The 16,730-nt window shown below is 64.7% G+C and carries 13 protein-coding genes and 2 pseudogenes; 5 read left to right on the top strand and 10 right to left on the bottom strand.

Going from position 1 to position 16,730, the window contains the following annotated elements:
- Positions 1-452: 452 nt before the first annotated feature.
- Positions 453-1,663 (top strand): annotated as a pseudogene (locus DEIGR_RS17120) (IS3 family transposase).
- Between the two features lie 23 nt (positions 1,664-1,686).
- Here DEIGR_RS17120 and DEIGR_RS17115 read toward each other — a convergent pair.
- The 3 genes from DEIGR_RS17115 to DEIGR_RS19910 all read right to left on the bottom strand — a co-directional run bounded on the left by DEIGR_RS17115 (position 1,687) and on the right by DEIGR_RS19910 (position 4,366).
- Positions 1,687-1,917: a helix-turn-helix domain-containing protein gene (locus DEIGR_RS17115; protein WP_058979319.1), complete on the bottom strand. Its 231-nt coding sequence runs from the start codon at positions 1,915-1,917 to the stop codon at positions 1,687-1,689.
- 87 nt (positions 1,918-2,004) lie between these two features.
- Complete coding sequence (locus DEIGR_RS17110; RefSeq protein ID WP_058979317.1) at positions 2,005-2,880, bottom strand: Tn3 family transposase; 876 nt, start codon at positions 2,878-2,880, stop codon at positions 2,005-2,007.
- The gene (locus DEIGR_RS19910; RefSeq protein ID WP_083524265.1) at positions 2,768-4,366 is read right to left on the bottom strand and encodes a DUF4158 domain-containing protein; all 1,599 of its coding nucleotides are present in this window, start codon (positions 4,364-4,366) and stop codon (positions 2,768-2,770) included. Before DEIGR_RS19910 ends, DEIGR_RS17110 begins: the two co-directional genes overlap by 113 nt.
- 42 nt (positions 4,367-4,408) lie before the next feature.
- Between DEIGR_RS19910 and DEIGR_RS17100 the strand changes: the two genes are divergently transcribed.
- Positions 4,409-5,077 carry a recombinase family protein gene (locus DEIGR_RS17100; RefSeq protein ID WP_236704921.1) on the top strand — a complete coding sequence of 223 codons (669 nt, stop codon included), beginning with the start codon at positions 4,409-4,411 and terminating at the stop codon, positions 5,075-5,077.
- Between the two features lie 12 nt (positions 5,078-5,089).
- Here the strand turns inward: DEIGR_RS17100 and DEIGR_RS17095 are convergent, their stop codons facing one another.
- The 5 genes and pseudogenes from DEIGR_RS17095 to DEIGR_RS17080 form a co-directional block, all read right to left on the bottom strand.
- Entirely contained in the window at positions 5,090-5,401 is a 312-nt protein-coding gene (locus tag DEIGR_RS17095) for a hypothetical protein (RefSeq protein WP_147363315.1), read from the bottom strand.
- A 225-nt stretch (positions 5,402-5,626) separates the two neighbouring features.
- Positions 5,627-5,954: pseudogene (locus DEIGR_RS21350) on the bottom strand (helix-turn-helix domain-containing protein); the annotation flags it as partial.
- A gap of 98 nt (positions 5,955-6,052) precedes the next feature.
- Entirely contained in the window at positions 6,053-6,811 is a 759-nt protein-coding gene (istB, locus tag DEIGR_RS17090; protein ID WP_058979396.1) for an IS21-like element helper ATPase IstB, read from the bottom strand.
- A gap of 7 nt (positions 6,812-6,818) precedes the next feature.
- Positions 6,819-8,384 (bottom strand): IS21 family transposase, encoded by a 1,566-nt coding sequence (gene istA, locus DEIGR_RS17085; protein ID WP_153013899.1) that lies wholly within the window; start codon positions 8,382-8,384, stop codon positions 6,819-6,821.
- Between the two features lie 215 nt (positions 8,385-8,599).
- Positions 8,600-9,787, bottom strand: coding sequence for an ATP-binding protein (locus DEIGR_RS17080; protein ID WP_058979310.1), 1,188 nt, complete (start codon positions 9,785-9,787; stop codon positions 8,600-8,602).
- A 150-nt stretch (positions 9,788-9,937) separates the two neighbouring features.
- On the opposite strand from DEIGR_RS17080, the gene DEIGR_RS19900 reads away from it, so the two are divergent.
- Positions 9,938-10,946, top strand: a protein-coding gene (locus DEIGR_RS19900) for an IS630 family transposase (RefSeq protein ID WP_153013898.1) whose coding sequence is annotated in 2 segments (ribosomal slippage) — positions 9,938-10,405 and positions 10,407-10,946 — 1,008 coding nt in all. Because the reading frame shifts where the segments join, the coding sequence is not laid out codon by codon here.
- Positions 10,947-11,065: 119 nt separating this feature from the next.
- Entirely contained in the window at positions 11,066-12,733 is a 1,668-nt protein-coding gene (locus tag DEIGR_RS17070) for a tetratricopeptide repeat protein (RefSeq protein ID WP_058979307.1), read from the top strand.
- Positions 12,734-12,811: 78 nt separating this feature from the next.
- On the opposite strand, the gene DEIGR_RS17065 is transcribed toward DEIGR_RS17070, so the two are convergent.
- Both DEIGR_RS17065 and DEIGR_RS17060 read right to left on the bottom strand, forming a co-directional pair.
- Positions 12,812-13,840 (bottom strand): helix-turn-helix transcriptional regulator, encoded by a 1,029-nt coding sequence (locus DEIGR_RS17065; RefSeq protein WP_058979306.1) that lies wholly within the window; start codon positions 13,838-13,840, stop codon positions 12,812-12,814.
- Between the two features lie 429 nt (positions 13,841-14,269).
- The gene (locus DEIGR_RS17060) at positions 14,270-15,412 is read right to left on the bottom strand and encodes an NADH-dependent flavin oxidoreductase (RefSeq protein WP_058979305.1); all 1,143 of its coding nucleotides are present in this window, start codon (positions 15,410-15,412) and stop codon (positions 14,270-14,272) included.
- Between the two features lie 133 nt (positions 15,413-15,545).
- Between DEIGR_RS17060 and DEIGR_RS17055 the strand changes: the two genes are divergently transcribed.
- Positions 15,546-16,586, top strand: a complete 1,041-nt coding sequence (locus DEIGR_RS17055) for a zinc-dependent alcohol dehydrogenase family protein (protein WP_058979303.1) — start codon at positions 15,546-15,548, stop codon at positions 16,584-16,586.
- The last annotated feature ends 144 nt before the right edge of the window (positions 16,587-16,730 follow it).

Below are 16,730 nucleotides of genomic sequence, written 5' to 3'. Positions count from 1 at the left end.
TTAGGTCGTCCAGCCCTGAAAACCACTCTACGTCCGTTGATCAAGTGCTGAAGGAGCGGCCCCCCCCGGCGGTGGGTGACCGAGGAGGTCAGAGCGATGTCCAGTGGGCCCCAGGGCATGCTCTTGTCTCCAGCGATACACCGTTGTCCGCTTCGTGTCTCAGGTGCTCGCTGTGCGGCGCATCTCGACGGGTCGGCGGGGTTCAGACATATGCACGGGCGTCCTGTCCACCTCTGGAATGTGCGGTCAGAGGGTCATGGTTCCGGCAATTACCTTGAGTTTGAAGCGGGCCATGGCGAGGTTGGCGCGGTCCCTGGACAGCACGAGGTACATGAACATCGACAGTTGCGGCATCACGTAGATGATGTGGTACTGGGATGGGGTTAACTCGGTTTGAACTGGATAGAGTTTGGTGGAGGGTAAGTTCAGTGTGATCCACACTGGAGGACAGAATGTCCGTACCCAAGCAGCAATTCACCGCTGAGTTCAAACAAGAAGCCGTCCGGTTGGTTCGCACGACCGGAAAGAGTTGCGCCCAGATTGCCCGCGATCTCGGCGTTCCCCCTCACTACGTCGTCCGGTGGAAGCAGCAGCAGGACACCCAGACGGCCTCCGGCCGCCCAGCCTTCACCGGGCGGGGAATCCCCGCCCTTTCACCACAGGAGGCTCGCCTTAAGGAACTGGAGCGGGAGCTGGAAATTGCACGACAGGAACGGGATATCCTGAAAAAAGCGCTGGCCTGTCTTGGCCAGAACAGCACCCGTATGGGGCTTGGCCGCTTCTTCGCCAAGCAACCCTGATCTTCAGGTTCATCGAGCGGCACCACGACGAGTTTCCAGTCGAGCTGATGTGCCGGATTCTGGACGTGAGCATCAGCGGGTACTACGCTGCGCGGGGAAGGCCGGAGAGCAAGAGGATCTCAAAAGACCGCGTGCTGATCGAGAAAATCAGGACCAGCTTCGAGGAAAGCCGGGGAACATACGGGGCGCTGCGCATCCAAGCCGACCTGAAGGCACAGGGAGAGCAGGTCAGTCGTCAGCGGATCAGGCGGCTCATGCGACAAGCACAGCTTGTCGCGCGTGGAAAGCGGAAGTTCCGGACGACGACGAAGGCGAAATCTTCGCGCCCAGTCGCAGAAAACATTCTTGATCGGGTGTTCACTGCGGACGGCCCGAATCRGAAGTGGGTCACGGACATCACGTATGTCCCCACCCGTGAAGGCTGGTTGTACCTGGCGACGGTCATGGACCTGTACTCGAGGAAAATTGTCGGCTGGGCGCTGAATGAGCGACTTCAGACGCCGCTGGTCACAGCGGCGTTGGAGATGGCGGTGGCTCGTCGGAACCCACCAGGCGGACTCCTGCATCATTCGGATCGAGGGAGCCAGTATACGAGCGATGTGTACCAGCAGGCGCTGGACAGATTGCAGGCCGTTCAGAGTATGAGCGAGGCAGGAGAATGCTGGGATAACGCTGTCCAGGAAAGCTTTTTTGCGACATTGAAGACGGAGATGGGGCTTGGCGAAGCGCAGTGGGACCGTGCCCAGACACGGACAGAGGTGTTCGAGTGGATTGAAGTGTTCTATAACCGTCGCCGTCGTCACTCGTCGTTGGGGTATCAGTCACCGACGGCCTTCGAGGAGCAGGCTTACATCCTGAACTGAGGCTCCACCAAACCCTTGACAGATCACACCACGGCGTTGAGGACGCCTGCCTCGATCCGCGTGGTCAAAAACCCTGTGAAGGGGGCCAGTTTGCTGCCTCGCGGTTTCCGGGGACGCGGCTGAGGGAGGCCGGGTTCACGCAGGTATTTCTTGACGGTGTTTCGACTGATGTCCAGCGTTTTGGCGATGCCGCTGATGGATTGACCTGCCGCCTTGAGCTCAATGATGTGCCGCACCTGTGCGCCTCCGAGCATGCCGACCTCCGATTCGTAGTGAATCGCAGATCGTGGGGGGCTTGAACCGGGGCATGGTCAATTCCTATCCGCCACTACTGGTCATTTTTAGTCCGCCGACGACAGCAGCGCATCCCGGACGTTGGCCGTGATGGCTTTGGTATGGAACGGTGCGTACTGATCCGAGACGTGTGTGTAGAAGAGGATTCCAGGTTCCCGCCCGTATTTCGCGTTCAGGTGACCGAATTTTCGACCGTGCCCACCGACGGGGAACCGTTGCCCGTCGGAACTGGACGTGGTGCCGTCGCCCCAGTAGGCCGCCAGCGGCTGCGTGTTCTGGAAGTTCACTACTTCGGCCAGCGCCGCTGTATAGGTCTCGTCGCGCAGGTACCAGTCCCCCAGGTACATCAGCCGCCGGGCGGTGATGTCGGGGTCGGTCACGGCTTCGGCCATCTTGGTCATGCCCAAGTTGAGCCCCTCGGCCAGCAGGGCGGTGAGCAGGTGGTGGCGCTTCTGCACGGTGCTGCCGGAGCGCAGATCCGTGAAACAGTCCGCGCAGCCAGTCCAGGCGGCCACCTGCTGAACGAGATCGGTAATTTTGACGCGTGGGATGCGGGCCGCGAGCTGCCGGGCGAGTGGTTCCACCTGCGGTGGAACCAGTTTCTTCTGTGGTGTGACCTTGATTCGGCCCCGCGTGGCAGAGACGTCAACCAGTTCCTTTCTGGAGAGGCCCGTGCTGACGTCTTCCAGGGTCTCGCGCAGCCGTGCTCCTCGCTCCTGCCAGTAGGCGTCGAAGGTCTCGGGCAACCCCAGCGACAGTTCAGCCAGTTTGTCCTGCCAGACGTCCTGGGGCAGCAGGTACTCCTCCAGATCACGGTACTTCCGACTGCCATCCACCCAGATGTCTCCGGCTCGGAGCGTCAGGCGCAGCTCGTCCAGGACGCACAGTTCGTAGTACGGGCGGTTGATCTTCCGGTCGTCCATCACGAAGGCGGCCCATCTGGGCCGCACAAATCGCAGTGGGACCGCGTCGGGAAGCGTTCGCTTCCCGTCCCTGTACATCGTTTTCAGCGCGTCGATGGCCCGCAGGAGCGGCGTCGCGGACGGCGTCGCCCGGAACTCCAGCGCCTCCAGCAGACGGCCGGCATACGTTCTGATACGGATTCCGTTTGTTTCGCTGACAATCCGGAACTTCACCGGATTGCCAGCTCCACGTCCGGAACCCGCTTTGCTCGTTCTCGCATCCGCTCGGGTTGAAAGATTTTGCAAACCTTTCAACCGGAGTCCGTATGACCCTCTGAAACGACCGTGCCAGATGCTGCAGGGGATCCAGTTGCCGCAGATGTTGTGCCGCGTCATGGTCATTCACCGAGGCGACCAGCTGGCCCCACGGCAGCACGCGTTCGACGGCCTGATACGGATCGAGGTGTTCGGTGCGCGCATGGACCAGGGCGGCGCAGACCTGTTCGAAGGTCTGCAGGCGCTCCACGAGCGCCTGCCCACTCGCCTGGTATTCCTGCATGCTGGCCCGCTCGCTCTCCCGCAGGTACGTCAGCATCAGCCGGTCGTGCATGTCCAGCAGGTCGTCCGTCAGGGTCTGGGCCACATCGACCAGACGCGCGAAGATCACGGCTCGCCGTTTGGCCGGCGCGTATTCGGCCAGACTCGCGGCACTGAGCCGTTTCCCTTCCGCCGCCAGCCCGCTCAGGCGACTTTCCGGGAGTGCTGCGAGTCGCCCGTCATTCACGGGGAACTGGCGGACGAAGTGAAGCCGCTCGATCAACTTCAGGAAGTTCGAGGGTTTGGCCTGACTGGGCCACTGTTTGAGGCGCGTGTAGGGCGCCATCGCATGATCCTGCGGAACCTGCAGCAGCGCGTCCAGCGCGTCTTCGTGCCCCGCGACGATCTCTCCCAGGAGGTGGTGCACGGCCTGCTCCGCCTGGGTGCGGGCCTGGGTCACGATGCGCTCCAGGACGCTGATTCTCGGCACGAGAATCTTCCGGCGGCGGAGTTCGTCCAGCAGGGCGCTCATCAGGGCAAAGGGTTGCGGGGTCGCGACCGCCATGGGGATCAACCAGGCGCGCAGCGCCCGGTTGAGGTCGACCGACAGTGCCCGGTACCCCAGCTGGTCGCAGAGTTCGCCGAAATGCTCCCGCCGGGTGGCGTCCCGGCGGGCATACACGTCAAATTTGGCCGGATCGATGTTCAGCTGTTCGCCCAGACAGGCCAGCACGGCCTCAGGGGGTATTTCACCGACGTCCAGGCCCCGTCCCAGGTGCTTGAGCACCGTGAGTTGTACCGCGAAGCCGAGTCGGTTGGCGTCACGCCGGCGGTCCAGCACCCAGGTCAGTTCCTCGTCGGTTAGGGTGTAGTACCGCGCGATCAGGTGCTCCGTGAGGTCCGGGAACGCGGTGAATTGCAGGCGCTGGGCCGGGGTGAGCAGCGCGGGGCGAATTCGACTGGGGGGCATTGTCCCACTGAAGGTATACCTTCAGTGGGACACCTTCTGCGCGTGACCGACACGACGTTTTTCACCTCTGAAATGAGGAGGGTTCAAATGGGACAGCTGCGGAGTGCCGCCCTGTACTGCCGGGTCTCGACTGGCGATCAATCCTGCGAGCGCCAGGCGCGTGACCTTCAGGCGTTCGCCGAGCGAGGGGGATTCAAAGTGGTGGCCGTCTTCACGGAGACGGCCTCCGGAACGGTCACTGCACGGAGTGAGCGGACGAAGGTCATCCAACTCGCGCGTGACCGCCGGATTGAAGCGGTGTTGGTCACGGAATTGACCCGGTGGGGTCGGTCGACGACCGACCTCCTGCACACGCTGCAGGAGTTGGAAACGTACGGGGTCAGTCTCGTGGCGCAGACCGGCTTGCAGTTCGACCTCCGTTCGCCCCAGGGCAAACTGTTCGCGTCCTTGATGTCCGCGCTGGCGGAGTTTGAACGCGACCTCCTGCGGGAACGCATCCGTTCAGGAATCGCGGCGGCGCAGGAACGAGGCGTGAAGTTCGGGCGCCAGAAAGGACAGCGAGTGAAAGCGGACCGCTACGAAACTCGGGTCATGGCGCTGAAACGAGAGGGCAAGTCCTATCGGGCGATCGCAGCGGAACTTCATCTGAGCAAAAACACCGTGATGGACATCAGTCACCGGGTGAACGATAGAAAAAACTCGACTGGGTAAAGGTCAAGCCCATTACTGGAGTGCGTTTTTGAGGGTGATGGAGACACCCCCGCCGAATTTGGCGACGCACTGCATGTATCGTTTCGGGCGACCTGGGACCAACGCAAAATCTATGGACCAATCCTGCCCCGAGACTTGGGGTTGCCCCAGCACACTGGCTTGAATCGCCCCGTACTCCACGCTGTCCTTCTCCAGCATCTGTTGCAGGCCGTTCTGGCACACCTGAATGGCTTCTGCAGCTGTCAGCCGTTTCAATTGATGTGACCGCCGGTCCTGACAGGACGTCGTGATGAGCAGGAGCGAACTCCCCAGCAGGAGAGTCACGTAAGTTCGAGACATCGCATTCCCCTTAAGCGAAAAACACCGACTGAGTGAAGGCTTTTCGCTTAGCGTACAATTTTTTGCCAATCGTGTAGTCAGGCCAATACGGGCATCGGGGCGTATCATCAGTGCGTCGGGAAGAGGGAGTTGGCTGCAGACCACTCCATCTTCCCGATCTCGTTGCTCATCACTCCACGCTGTCCTGTGGTTCTACCTGCTCACCCCTCCAGGAGCGTTATCCGGCTCGGCCTGGAGCGTCCGGGGACGGAGGGGAGCAGGCAACGCCTGCTCCAGGACCGGCAGCAGGGCGTGGATGTTCCGGCAGATGTTCGCCGCGTCCAGATCGAACAGGATGCCCAGAACGTGCATGGTGAAGTACTGTCGCAGATAGATGCAGCGTGACCAGCAGTCGCTGGCTGAGGTCGAGCTTGAAGGTGTTGCCCGCTCCGATGCGCCGGACCCGTCCGGCGCGGGCAAGGGAGCGGTGATGACTCCGTTCCCACAAGGGCTCCAGTTCAATCAGCAGCTGGTCGAACTCGGCAGGACTCAACCCCATGCGTATGCTGGCTAATCCGGCAGTCGCCGCTGGAGTTATCCGGCACCTCATGCTGAGGTTATCCGGCACTCTCCCCCACGGCAGACGAGCTGTGTCCATTATGAAAGGCTGACGGCTGATGGGGTCAAGTGACGCGACCTCTTCCGCAGACTTTCTCCCTTCAATTCAATCCGGTAGGCGTGATGCAGGACGCGATCCAAGATCGCGTCCGCCAGTGTCGGATCACCCAGATTGGCGTGCCAGGCCGACGTCGGAAATTGACTGGTGATGATGGTGGATGACCGCTCATAGCGGTCATCCAGAATCTCCAGGAGAATTCTTCTGCCTTCTGGCGTCGGCACATCCAGCCCCCAGTCGTCCAGAATCAGCACCTGCACCTTGGCCAGGTGAGCGAGCAACTTCAGGTACCGCCCGTCGCCTTTGGCCAGCGTCATGTCCCCAAGCAGTCGTCCTGTTTGTGCGTACAGCGCGGTAAACCCCTGGCGGCAGGCCTGGTGTGCCAGGGCACACCCAATGAACGTCTTGCCGACCCCCGTCGGGCCGGTGATGATGACACCTCTCTTTTCGGCGATCCATTGCCCGCTGTGAAGTGACCTGAACAGTTTGGCGTCGAGCCCACGTGGATGTTTGACATCCACCTCCTCCATGCTGACGTTCTGTTTCAGCCGCGCCGCCGACAGGCGGCGCTGCATGCCTTTGGTATCCCGAATCACGCGCTCGCGTTCCAACAGGAGGGTCAAGCGTTCTTCGAAGCTCAGTTCGCGGATGCTGGCCTGTTCCTGCTGTTCCTGAAGCGCCAGGGCCATGCCATCGAGTTTGAGCGTGCGGAGTTGTTGAATCACAGGGTGCAGGAGCATCAAAACCTCAATTCAACACGCGGTCCGTGTCGGGTTCGTCGAGATCGGCGAAGTACTGCGGGCCACGGAGATTGCTGTGAACCGCCACGGGCAGCACCTCAGAGGCCGCGGGCAGTTCGGCCTCGTCCAGGCGGTGCTTCAGGATGGAACGGACGCTCTGCAGGCTGTGGGCCTGCAAAAACAGGGCACGGCGGCGCGCGGCTGGAAGCCGCGCGCCATATTCACGGTGCAACCGGAGAATGCCCAACACCGTGCGTTTTTGCTGTTCAGGATGCTGTTCACCATCGAAAATGGCGCAGACCAGCGCGGCGGTCTGTTCACCAATGGCTTGGGCTTGCTGGATCAAGGCATCCGCGTTCAGAGCAGCGAGCTGCCGATGATGGGTCGGCATATGTTCCGCCAATGTCGTGTGCCGCATCGTCCTGCCGTGCTCCTCTGACACCCGGTGGTGCACGGCGATCCGCTGTCCTGCCCGGTAGATTTCGATGAGCTGCGGAGTCAGGCGAACATCCACCCGCGTCCTGGCGTGCAGGTGGGGCACGCTATAGGCGTGCCCCAGGACGACGACGTGGTAATCCAGCCCCACCACAGCCTGCTTCCACTCCGCAATTTCGAACGGTTGGATGGGTAAAGGGCGGAGTAGGGGGCGATCCAGGGCTTCGAACTCACTGCGCCGACTGCCGGGTCGTTTCTGAAACGGTTGCTGATTCAGTGCCTCGACCAGCGCCCAGATCAGTGCATTCGCTTCCGACACGCTGAACAACACCCGATCACGAAGGGGCGCCAGAATCCGGCGTTCCACGATTTGCACATGCACTTCGACCAGGGCCTTGTCTTTGGGCTTACGAACCCGGGTCGGAATGATCGCGACATCGTAGTGCTGGGCAAACTCCTGATAGGTGCGGTTCAGCTCAGGTTCGTAGCGGCTGGCGTGGTGCACGCCAGCCTTGAGGTTGTCAGGAACGATGATGTCCGGGACACCGCCGAAAAACGCCAGGGCACGGACATGCGAGGCAATCCAGTCCGGAACGCTCTGCGTGCGTGTGACTTCCGCGTAGGTATAGTCACTGGCTCCCAGGGTCGCCACAAACACCTGTCCTGCACTTACTTTTCCGGTTTTTGGATCCGTGATGGGCACGGTCAGTCCGGCGTAGTCGACGAAGAGTTTTTCCCCTGCTCGGTGGGTTTGACGCATGGTCAAACCGCTCGCGGCTTTCCAGTGACGGTAGTGTTCGTTGAACGTCGCGTACTGCCAGCCATCGGGATGCTGGCGCCGATATTCTTCCCACAGGAGTTGGCGTGTAACGCCTTTGCGCCGGAGTTCTCGGTCCAGTGCAGCCCAATCGGGAATGTGCACGGCACGCTGCGCCGCCTGATCCTGTTGCTTGAACAGTTGCTGTTCAAGCTGGTGGTCATCCAGGTCAGGGGGAAGTGGCCAGGTCAGCCCGGCCTGTTTCGCTCGGATGAGGTAGTCCTGAACCGTGTTGCGCGCCAGACCGACACTCTGCCCGACCTGGTGGTCGCTCAGTTTGAGGTCCAACTTCAAGCGCAAGACTTCTCTGATTTTTCGCATAGACGCTCGCTTTCTGGTCATCCTTCAGGATGACCAAGGGAGTCTCGTGTACGTGTCGGGTGCCGACATCCAGCAGAGGGTGCCGGATTCGCCCAGCGCAGGGTGCCGATTTCATCCAGCGGGACGTGCCGGATAACTCCAGCGCCGCCCGCCGGATTTCACCAGCGTACGCACCCCACCAGCCGTTCAAAGGACCGCCCCTGGATTTCAGCTTCTCAAGCCGCAACACCCTTGAACCTACCTGCTCCGACCTCTACTGCGCAACAGGTCTTGAACAGGAAAAACCGGGTCCATTCACCATGCACCTTGCGCCACACGATGAGGACATCGAAGTCACCCACCTCACGTGACACGCGCAGGCGACGGACTCGCCACCCGAACGCGTCGTACGGGTGGCAACGTTGTGGCGGAAACTTCTGGCCCAGGGCATCGAGGGTGAGGGACTCACCCTCAAACTGCACCGTCATCGACGCTTTCGCCCGGATGAGCACGGCGATCTGGGTTTCTTGACTGAAAGTCACGGCGGCATCTCGACCGAACTCTCCGTCCAGCAAGAGCCCCGCGATCGGCACACCGGCCGTGCGGCACGCGTTGACGGTGTGGATCATCTCCTGCGTGGCGGTGCGATAGGGATACTGGGATGTTTCGAGCCTCTGGGAGACCTTGAAGCGCTCCAGGAGCGGCACCGGATCTTCGCCGAACTTGACGAGGGCCGCTGAGGTGAATTGATGACCGAGTCGGGTGTGGGCCTGACCGCTGTAGTGGTAGGTCACGCCTTCCATCTCCACCCCGGCGTGAGGCACCATGACGAAATCAACGGCCAGGAACGCGCCATCGGGCGCGTTCCTGGCTCGACGTTTGAGATCAGCTGTGGACGCGAAGGTCTCCTGCGCCAGGGATTGGCACAGGGTGCTTTTCCCGACGGTGCCGTAGGGGACGACGGCACTGATGCTGGTGGCTCGGTTCAGCAGCGCCGTGATGACGCTTCGCGATAGGCTGGGGGTGCGAGGCATAGTCACTTCGCATGAAGGCCCATGAGACCGGGGAAGTTCAATCCCCTCCCTCTTGGGCCTTCGTTCTCGTCGAGCTTTTTTCCTGCCTGGAAACTCTTGGTAGACGGTCCTGCCGTGCCGTTCGATGATCTGCTGCACGTTCACGAGACTCATTCCGATCACTTGGAATGCCTTCTCGTCGAACAGGCGATCCACGTACCGCGGATCGAATCCGACCCCGTCTTCCTGCATGTAGACCACTGGGTCAGGGCAGGCAGTCGTGACCCCCAGCTCGATCCGTGCCTGCACGCGGCCCGCGGTGTACTTGATGGCGTTCCCGAACAGGTTCTCGAAGGCCAGCCGCAGCAGGTCCAGGCCGCCCGGCACAGTCGGCAGGTCATCGTCACCCATTCGATCTGTTCTTCTGCGCCGGCTCAGACCTGTCGAATGGCAGTGAGGTATCTATCACGCAACAGGCGGGGATCGAATCAGGATCACATCTCGTATCTGTAAAACACATATATTGATCACGGCGAAGATCTGAGTTGATAGACTGGCCACATGCCCGGTTGGCAACCGACCCACTACTCCCGCGCTCAACTCGAGGAGCGCCGCCTCGCCGCTCTCGCATGGATTGAACGCGGAACCCATCGGAACCAAGAGATTGCGAATCACTTCGGTGTCTCCGTCCATACGGTCTACACCTGGAAAGCACGACTACGACGCAATGGTGGCTTGAAGGCCACCATTGCCAGTGGCGCAACCTCGCGGCTCACAGCGGCACAACACGAACAATTGCGCACCTTCCTGCGGGAGGGTGCGGTGCACCACGGGTTCCCTGATCCGACGTGGACGACACGTCGGGTCACTGATCTGATCGGACGTCACTTTGACGTGTGGTATCACCACGACCACGTCCGAAAAATCCTTCGCCAGTTGGGTTTCACGCCGCAAATGCCGGATGGGCGGGCGGCAGAGCGCAATGAACTCCGGATCGCGTCCTGGAAAGAACAGGTCGCACCGGAGTTGGGAAAAAAAGGTCGCTGAGGGCGCGACCCTGGTGTATCTGGATGAGGTCGGGTTCTCGCTGAAAGGCGTACGACGGCGCACGTGGTCGACCAGGGGCGTGACGCCCCTGGTCACGCTCCCGGCCAATTGGGAGAAACTCTCGACCATCGGTGCGATCACGTCGGATGGGCGGTTCTTCCAGCAGACGAAGTCTGGGGCGATTCGGAGTGGGGACGTCATCCGATTCTTCCAGCACCTGCTCCGCCACGTTCAGGGGGAGATCGTGGTGGTGCTGGATAACGCCGGGATCCACCGGGCGAAGGCAACACAGGCGTTCGTGGGTCTCCACGAACGCCTGTCGCTGGTGTTTTTGCCACCCTATGCGCCGGAGTTGAACCCGATCGAGCTGGTGTGGGCGTATGTGAAGCGCAATATGCTGGGGAACTTCTGTGCCCGCTCGGTCTCGGAGCTGCAAGCAAAGCTTGTGACGGCTTGGCAGCGGGTTCGGTATATCGACTTGCCTCATCAGCTCATGAATGCGAATTTATGCCGCTATCAATAGGTAGTGGCTGGACGGAGACCCGGTGAGCACAAATGCCAGTCATCAGAAGGGCCGGTGTTCCCTCACTCAGGAACGCGGGACTCATCTGACCGTGCAGTCTGGTGGCCTAGGATGCGCGCGTGCCCAGCCGGTCCACGCAACGTGACAGCGCCTTCGACGAGTCCATTGCGGCCCTGATCGGGAGCGGGCAGTGGGACCTGGCTCGCCGGACCATCGAGGCCGCCTTTCACGCTGCGCGGACCGGCGAGCGCTTCACGCAACTGCTGGGCTGGTTCGAGAGCATGCCCCCCGCCGAACCGGACGACCTCGCGGCGGCGCGGCTGCACCTGCGCCTGCACGTGAACGTCCCCCGGCAGCCGGAACTGGAACGGGTCGCGCGGACCTACGCGCAGCGGCCCGTCACGGCACCCAGCGCGCATGTCATGCTCGCGTGGCGCCTCGCGCAGGATAAACGCCACGAAGACGCCCTGCATCACGCTGAACTTGCCCTGCGGGACACCTCGCGCCTGACCGGTTACGAGCAGGGGCTCGCGCTGCGCGCCCGCGCCCAGGCCCGGCACCACCTGAAAACACCCGGCTGGGAGGACGACTACCGCGCCGCCATCCGCCTCAGCGACGGCCGCGCCCGCACGCTGACCACCGTGGAATTCAGCGTGTGTCAGCTGTTCACCGGGCGGCACGCGCACGCCATCGAACTCCTGGCCACGGCGGCGCTCGAGGCGCGCGGTCAGGCCATGGAAGGCTGGGTGATGAGCACCAAGGGCTACGCGCACCTGCACCACGCCGAACTGGATCAGGCGCAGGACTGCTTCGAGGCGTGCGTGCGGCTCGACCCGGCGCACCGGGGGTCGGGCCGCAACGGACTGGCCGCCGTGCTGCGCGCGGGGGGCGACTGGAACCGCGCCGAGGCGCTGTACACGCAGACCCTGACCCGCGCCGAGCAGGAAGGGAACCTCTATCACCTGCAACAGGCCCGCCGGGGTCTGGGCCACACGGCCCGCATGCGCGGCCAGAACCTGCGCGCCATCGAGTGGCTCACGCAGGCCGCCGTGACCCTTCCGGCCGAGCGGGACAGCGGTCAGAGCTGGGTGTTCGTGGACCTCGCCGCCGCGCACGTCAGCCTCCCGCGCCTGGAAGCCGCGCATGTCACCGACCTGCTCGGCCGCGCGGGTCCGCTGGTCAGCGAGGACGCCGACCGCGCCGAGATCGTCCGCGCGGAACTCGCCCGGCGGCAGGGGGACCACGCGCGCGCCGCGCAGCTGCTGCGGCCCCTGAATCCCCGCCTGCTGTGGCTGCGCGAGGAAGCCTCCGCCCTGCCGGACCTGTTCACGCTGCTCGGGCCGGACGCACCGCACCCCCTGCCACGCCAGGACACCCTGCGGGTGGATGTCCGCGCCGCCGGGTACCCGGACGTGCGCGTCAACGGGCGGCCCGTCACCCTCCCGGACCTCGCGCTGGTCGCCCTGGTCGCGCTGCTTGACGCGGGCGGCACCCTGGACGCCGAATCCCTGGCCGACGCCGTCCGGGACGACGCGCCCCGCACACCCCGTCAACGGGCGCAGCGGGCGTCCCGGGCAGTGCAGCAGCTGCGCGGCGGGCTGGGCTGGCCGGGCAGCGTCACGCACGCGCACGGCCGCTACCGCCTCGACCCCGGCGCCGCGTGGTCGTACGACGTCCTCAACCTGCAGCGCGTGGGGGAACCCATTCCGGCCTTCCTGCGCGGCGTGCATGCCTTCCCGTGGGTCACGGACCGTGAACAGGACCTCCTGCTGGGGGGCGAGGACTGACAGATCGTTCCGCGGCTTCCTGCTCTGCCCGGTGCAGCGGCCCTGAGCGGACCCCTCAACGCCATTGCACCTCGGCGGTCAGTCGGCGGCCTGCACCGGGTGATCGAAACGGGACAGCGCGTCGCGCATCTCCGCGAGCCACGCGCCGCGCACCTCGGGCGGCGACAGGACCTCGGCGCGGGCCCCCCAGGACAGCAGGAACGGCATGAGTTCGCGGGGCAGGCCCGTCTCGTCCACCCCCGCGCAGAATTCGATGTCCACGAAGCCGTCCCCGCGGATCAGGGTGGCCTGCGGGAACCCGCCCTCGAGTACGCGGTACGCGGCGTCCGGGTCGAAACGCACGGTGACGGTGACGCCCTCGCCCGGGCCGATCACGCCCCACGCGTCGGACAGGTACGCCTGCGGGTCGAAGGTGGGGTCCGGTTCGTAGCACTCGGTGAGGAGGTGCAGGTTGGTCATGCGTGACAGCTTGAAGGTCTCCATGCGGCCGCTGGCGCGGTTGAGGCCGATCACGAACGGCGCGAGGTTCGTGCGGGCGATCTCGACGAAGTGCACGCACAGGTCCAGTCCGGTCCGCAGGATGCCGTTGCCCTCGCGGTGATCGAAGCGCAGCACGCGGCCGTCGAGCCAGGCCGCGCCGATGATTTCCATCTGCCGGTCCGTGAACATGGTGCCGCCGCCACCCCGCAGGCTGGCGTTGAGGGTGTGCCGCACCCGTTCCGGCAACGCCAGGGAGAGGGTGGTGAGGGCCTGCCGGTAGTGTCCACCCAGCGCAGGTGAGTGGTGATGGGCCAGGCGCAGCGCCGTGAAGGCGGCGAGCACTTCGGTGGGGCGCAGCAGGGTGCCGTTGCGGGGAATGACGTAGTGCCCGGGGGGCTGTTCGTGCACAGGATGACCCATGCGCCGCAGGGCGTCGAGGTCGCGCTGCACGCTGCGCTGCCCGACGCCGAACGTCACTGCGAGTTGCGCCGTCGTCTGCGGCCGGGCCTGGAGTTCCGCGAGCAGGGCGGTCAGCCGCTGGGATTTGTGCCAGCTGCGCGGAATGCTGGCCGTGGCGGAGCGGTCCGGCTGACCTGCTGTGGGTCCGGGGCGTTCGTGGGTGGTCATGCGTGAACCGTACGGAACACCTGACACATCAGCGAACAGCGGAGGTGAAAAAGTTCATTCTGGATAAGAAACCTGATGCCGTGCATGTCAGATCAGTTCGGGACTGGCTGGCCGAAGCGTGACTGACGGCCCACCTGCGCTCCACGACACTGGCATGCGGACTGAACCGGATGTCCTGGCCTGATCCGGGCGTGACGTCGTCCGGGGATAAGAGGTCCGGTATGATCCGGCCCTCGGGAGAAGGGCCTCACGGCGCCACACTCTCCGTATCGTCTCCAGCACCTGGTTGACCGCAGTCCGGGCCCTACCGGGCGGCCTGGTGGAGCTGCTCATGACACCGGCCCGCCGCACGGCCCTGCGGGCGCGGCTATCACCAGGGGCAGCCGCGCCCAGGCAGGCCGGATGCCGCCAGGACCGGTGGCCTCTGGGTCAGCCCGTGACGGGTTCGGGGTGCGGCGCGGCCTGCAGGCGGTCTTTGAGCATGAAGCCGGTCAGCATGCCCCACATGGGTTCCGGGAGGGTCAGGGCCTCGCGGTCGTCGGGGCTGAAGGTGCCGCGCAGGTCGGTGCGGCCGGCCTGGACTTTCTGCACCCATTCGGGTTCGAGGAGCAGGGCGCGGCCCAGCGCGACGAAGGTCGCACCCAGGTCGAGGGCGTGCGCGGCGTCCTGCGCCGTCCAGATGTTGCCCACGCCGATCAGGGGGGTGTCGCCCAGGCGCTCGGCGATCTGCGTGAGGCGGCTGCGTTCGGGGTGCCCGCCGCGCCGGGGGATGCCGGCGTAGTCCTGCAGGGAGACGTGCACGTAGTCCAGTTCCTGGGCGCGCAGGGCGTCGAGGAGTGCGAAGGTGTCGTGCATGGTCAGGCCCTGCTCGTGCGGTTCTTCCGGCGAGAAGCGGTAGCCGATCAGGAAGGGGGGGCCTGCCTGCGCGGCGGCGCGGCGGACCTCGGCGATGACGGCCAGGGGGAACGCGAGGCGCCGCTCGATGGGGCCGCCCCACTCGTCGTCGCGGCGGTTGCTGTGCCCGGAGACGAACTGCTGGATCAGGTACCCGTTCGCGCCGTGGATTTCCACGCCGTCGAAGCCGGCCTCGGCGGCGCGGCGCGTGGCGTGGCCGAAATCCGCGATGATCGCACGGATCTCGTCGCCGCTCAGGGCGCGGACCGGGACGTCACCGCGGCCCGGCTGCGGGGAGGGCACGGTGCTGGCGGAGGTGACGTCACCGCCGACGAGTTCGGGTGGGGCGTTGTGCCCGGCGTGGAAGATCTGCAGGACGGCGCGTGCGCCCTGCGCCTTGATGCGGCTGGCCAGGGCGCGCAGGCTGTCCAGGCGGCCGTCGTGTTCCGCGCCGATCTGGCCGGGGAAGCCCTTGCCGCCGGGCGTGACGTACGCGACGGCGGTGATGGCCAGGCCCACGCCGGTCGAGCGGCGGGCGATGTACTCGAGTTCCGCCGCGGAGACGTTGTCGTCCGGGTCGGCCGAGATGGTGGTCATGGGGGCCAGCGCGAGGCGGTTACGGACCTGCACGCCGCTGCGGAAGGTGTAGGGCTCGAAGAGGTGGCTGAGGTCGGACATGCCCGCCACCATAGACGCAGCGCTTTGTTTTGTAAAGTGATTTACCCGTCAATGACTTGGCCCGGCGGCCGCTCCGGGCGGCGTCCAGACCACGCGCACCTGCACACCGGGGCGCGCGCGTACGCTGACGCACATGCGCGCCGCCCTCTACGAGCAGTTCCGGACCCGACCCGAACTCCGCACGGTGCCCGACCCGGTCCCCACCCCGGACGGCGTGGTGCTGGAGGTCGGCGCGACCGGCGTGTGCCGCAGCGACTGGCACGGCTGGATGGGCCACGACCCGGACATCCGCCTGCCGCATGTCCCCGGGCACGAGATCGCCGGGACGGTCGTGGCGGTCGGCGCGGACGTGCGCCGCTGGCGGCCCGGCGACCGGGTGACGCTGCCGTTCGTGGCGGGCTGCGGCCGCTGCGCGGAGTGTCAGGCCGGGCACCAGCAGGTGTGCGAGCGGCAGTTCCAGCCGGGCTTCACGCACTGGGGTTCGTTCGCCCAGTTCGTGGGCATTCACCACGCCGAGCAGAACCTGGTGCGCCTGCCCGACAGCCTGGATTTCGTGACGGCGGCCAGCCTGGGCTGCCGCTTCGCCACGTCGTTCCGGGCGGTCGCGCAGCAGGGCCGGGTGCGGGGCGGCGAGTGGCTGGCCGTGCACGGCTGCGGCGGGGTGGGCCTGTCGGCGGTCATGATCGGCCGGGCGCTGGGCGCGCGCGTGGTGGCCGTGGACATCGACGACGCGAAGCTGGCTCGCGCCCGTGAACTGGGCGCGGAGGTCACGGTGAACAGCCGCCACGTCCCCGACACCGTGCAGGCGGTGCGGGACCTCACGGGCGGGGGCGCGCACGTGTCACTGGACGCGCTGGGACACCCGCAGACGGCGTTCAACTCGGTCGCGAACCTGCGGCGGCGCGGGCGGCACGTGCAGGTGGGCCTGCTGCTGGGCGATCAGAGCCGCCCGGCCCTGCCGATGGACGCCGTGATCGCCCGCGAACTGGAACTCTACGGCAGTCACGGCATGGCCGCCCACACCTACCCGGGGATGCTGGGCCTGATCGAGTCCGGGCAGCTGCGGCCCGCCGAGCTGATCGGCGCGCGCCTCACACTGTCCGAGGGGATCGAGGCGCTGGTGACCATGGATCGCTTCCCCGGCACGGGCGTGAGCGTCATCGACCGCTTCTGACAGCGGTTTCCAGTTGCATTGAAGGGCCAACACCACGCCCTTCAATTCCACTTCTAACCGCTGTTTTGATCAGGTGCTCGCTCCGCTCGATTCAGAGGTATCGAGGGATACCCTCAATACCTCTGAATTCTGCTGTGAGACGGA

The sequence above is a fragment of the Deinococcus grandis genome, from assembly GCF_001485435.1.
In the GTDB taxonomy this organism is placed as follows: Bacteria; Deinococcota; Deinococci; order Deinococcales; family Deinococcaceae; genus Deinococcus; species Deinococcus grandis.
Note: the sequence above shows the minus strand (reverse complement) of the source record. Positions and strands in the feature narration are given on the sequence as shown.